At 31.0% G+C, this 3,513-nt stretch carries 3 protein-coding genes; all 3 read left to right on the forward strand.

Annotated features, from left to right (window positions below; genetic code table 11):
- The first annotated feature begins 210 nt into the window (after window positions 1-210).
- Window positions 211-1,011: a DUF4422 domain-containing protein gene (locus Q0138_RS02380; RefSeq protein ID WP_297980424.1), complete on the forward strand. Its 801-nt coding sequence runs from the start codon at window positions 211-213 to the stop codon at window positions 1,009-1,011.
- A gap of 13 nt (window positions 1,012-1,024) precedes the next feature.
- Complete coding sequence (locus tag Q0138_RS02385) at window positions 1,025-1,846, forward strand: DUF4422 domain-containing protein (protein WP_297980427.1); 822 nt, start codon at window positions 1,025-1,027, stop codon at window positions 1,844-1,846.
- An 88-nt stretch (window positions 1,847-1,934) separates the two neighbouring features.
- Window positions 1,935-3,362, forward strand: a complete 1,428-nt coding sequence (locus Q0138_RS02390; protein WP_297980430.1) for a flippase — start codon at window positions 1,935-1,937, stop codon at window positions 3,360-3,362.
- Window positions 3,363-3,513: the final 151 nt, after the last annotated feature.

The raw sequence follows: 3,513 nt of genomic DNA on the forward strand, positions 1-3,513 counted from the left end.
ACTTTATAAATTTAACTATAAAAAATTTTAGTATCTGTTTTTTTTAATTTTAAAATTTCTAAAAATACTATTTTTTCATAAATAAACTTTACTAATTACTTAAATAACTTAAACTCACTTTAAAATGATTTTTTTAAACCACAATACTTCGTTATATTTTGATATAACGAACAAAAATCAATTTCTTTTCAAATTTTTAGGAATTAAATCATGTCTAATTCAAATATACAAGTTTATGTTGTTTCACACAGTGAAGAAGATATCAGGGATATTGATGCCAATGACATTTACACCCCTCTTTTTGTAGGTCGTAACGGTCAGGACAATTTAGGTTTTTGCAGTGATGACACTGGAGATAACATTTCTTCCAAGAATTCATCCTATTGTGAACTTACCGGATTGTACTGGATGTGGAAAAACAGTCCTGCAGATATTATTGGTCTTGTTCACTACAGACGCTATTTTGCCAAATGGAGACTTGGAAAACGTTTGGAACGTGAGGATTTGGAAAAAATATTCAAGGAATATGATATCATTCTTCCAAAAAAGACAACAGCTCTTTTAGGTTCAGTTTATGAGGACTATGATCATTGGAATTATGCAAAGGATCTGGATTTATGCGAGGAGGTAATTGGTGAACAATGTCCTGAATACCTTGACAGCTATAAGAAAGTGGTAAAGGGCAAGGATCTTTATTATTATAATATGTTTATAGCTCCAAAAGAGGTGATTGCACCATATTGTGAATGGGTATTTCCAATACTTGCTGAAGTTGAAAAAAGAGTTGACATGACAGGATATGACGATTATCAAAAGAGAATTTATGGATTTTTAACTGAAAGGCTCTTTGATGTTTGGATGGATAAGGAAAACCTTAGAGTAAAGGAAAGTGAACTTAAGGTAAATGGATTTAGACTTAATGTCCATATGTGGATTGTAAAAAGATGGATAGTCAGATGGGCTTATGTTCATATTTATATGGGTTTGCTCCACAAGGATATGAGACGTTAATCAGGTTTTTAATATGTCTGAAAATCTTAAATTGTATGTTATTTCACATAGTGAGGAAGCTATTTGTGAAATCAGAAATGATGATGTTTACACTCCCCTTTTTGTAGGCAGAAAGGGTAAGGATAATCTTGGTTTTGCAAGTGATGATGGGTGTGAAGACAATATTTCCTCAAAGAATAAGGACTATTGTGAATTGACAGGTTTATATTGGATGTGGAAGGCTTGTGATGCTGATGTAATTGGATTATGTCATTACAGGCGTTACTTTAAGGGAAAGAATGGAAAGCTTATTGAAAAAGATGAAATACTTGATTATTTGTCTGATTTTGATATTATTCTTCCTAAAAAGACAGATTTGATTAAGGGATCCTATTGGGAAACCTATGAGGGGCATCATTTGTATCATGCATTGGAAATAACTCGTGATGTTATCAAATCAAGGTCTCCGGAATATCTTGAAACATATGAAATGATGTTGAATCAATCCAGTTTTTCCAATTATAACATGTTTATTGCTCCAAGGGAACTCATCAACGAATATTGTTCCTGGGTTTTTCCCATTCTTGAAGGGGTTGAAGAAAGAATAGATGTTGATGAATATCCTCGTGTATTTGGACTTATTTCAGAAGCCATTTTCAATGTCTGGATTGAATATAATGATTTAAAGGTTAAGGAATGTCCTATTTATTATTTAGGTACTAAACTAAGATTTAGAATGGCTTTGGCAGATAATGTCGTACTTAGGAAAGCTTATCAGTTTTTGTATTTTAATTTCTTTAAAAAGTCTGTAGGAAAAGGATTGGAAGAGAAAATACACAATCTCTTTTATAAATAATTTTATTTTTTTTAATTTATGGTTACTAATGGTTCAATTTATTTTAAGTTAATAGGTTTTTTATTTATTTAAATCAATCAGGGTTACTATGAGTGAAATTAAAACATTATTTAAAAACATCAGTTGGGTGACTTCCTCTCAGGTAATAGTTAATGTCTGTGCATTTTTATGGACAATACTCATTGCCCGTTACCTTGGAGTAAATGATTATGGTATTCTCTCATTTGCCATTTCATTTACCGTTTTGCTTGGAATGGGTACGGATATTGGCATGAGTACATTTGCCACACGGGAACTGTCCCAGGATAAGTCCAAGACTCAAAAGTATATAAATAATGTCATTCCTTTTAAAATAGTTCTATCCATTGTTTTGTTTTTTGTTACAGCAATATTGCTGTATTTGTTAGGCTATAATAAACTGGTAATTGAAGTAACTCTTTTAATATCTCTGGAAACCATTTTTATCTGTATGATTAAGTTTATTGGTGGTGTATTCCAAGCTTATGAAAACCAAAAGTACAATTCTATTGGGGAGATAATATCTAGTTTGTTTTTATTAATTTTCTCTTTAATTTCAGTATGGTTTGATTTAGGTTTAATTGCTATTGCTTTGTCCTATACTTTAGCTTATGGAATATTTTTAGTCCATATGGTGATAAAAATGAAAAAACATTGTGGGCTTCCAAAATTTGAATTTGATTGGGAATTTTGGAAAATAACTGCCAAAAGGTCAATTCCATTCGGTTTAAGCATTTTCTTCTACACAGTCTACTTTTCAATAGATGTGGTCATGATTCAGTTCTTGGCTGGGGAATATGCAACTGGAATCTATAATTCTGCATACAAGATTGTTTCTGTCTTTGCCGCATTTTATGTAATCTACCAATATGTAATATTCCCATTGATGAGCAAATTGTATACAGAAGACAGTAATTTGCTTAAGCTAAGCTTTGAACAGTCCTTTAAGTATTCTCTGCTGATATTGTTGCCTATTTCAATTGGAGTTTATTTCTATTCCCCTTATATCATTAATTTGATTTATAGCAGTGAATACGCTTTAGCTTCTCCTGTAATGCAGATATTGATTTGGACAGTTGTATTTTTATTTATCAATGGTGTTGCAACATCCTTGCTTAATTCAATTGGAAAGGAACTGGAGGTAACCAAAATCTATGTTGTGGCCGCTGCATTTAACATTGTTTTAAATTATATCATGATACCTATTTTCTCCTATAATGGTGCAGCAATTACTACTGTATTGAGTGAAATATTGATTTTGGTTCTCATGATGTATTCAATTTCAAAAACAGAATACAAACCAGACTTTTCAATGGTAAAAACAGCTGTTAAATTAGTTTTTTCTAGTTTGATATTAGCTGCTGTTTTGTATTTCCTAAAAGTTTCATTATGGTTGGCCATTCCAATAGGACTGGTTGTTTACATCATTGGCTTATTTTTAACCAAATCCATAGATGACACTGACAAATACATTATTAAAGAGTTGCTTAATAGGTAGTTTTTCACTGATAAGTATATTATTGGAGAGTTGCTTAATAGGTAGTTTTTTACTGATAAGTATATTATTAAAGAGTTGCTTAATAGGTAGTTTTTCACTGATAAGTATATTATTAAAGAGTTGCTTAATAGGTAGTTTTTCACTGATAAGT

The organism is uncultured Methanobrevibacter sp. (genome assembly GCF_937906425.1).
Classification (GTDB): Archaea; Methanobacteriota; Methanobacteria; order Methanobacteriales; family Methanobacteriaceae; genus Methanobrevibacter.

Excerpts from the sequence above, each read along its gene's own strand:
- Q0138_RS02380 (WP_297980424.1), top strand. The coding sequence starts at position 211 with ATGTCTAATTCAAATATACAAGTTTATGTTGTTTCACACAGTGAAGAA.
- Q0138_RS02385 (WP_297980427.1), top strand. The coding sequence starts at position 1,025 with ATGTCTGAAAATCTTAAATTGTATGTTATTTCACATAGTGAGGAAGCT.
- Q0138_RS02390 (WP_297980430.1), top strand. The coding sequence starts at position 1,935 with ATGAGTGAAATTAAAACATTATTTAAAAACATCAGTTGGGTGACTTCC.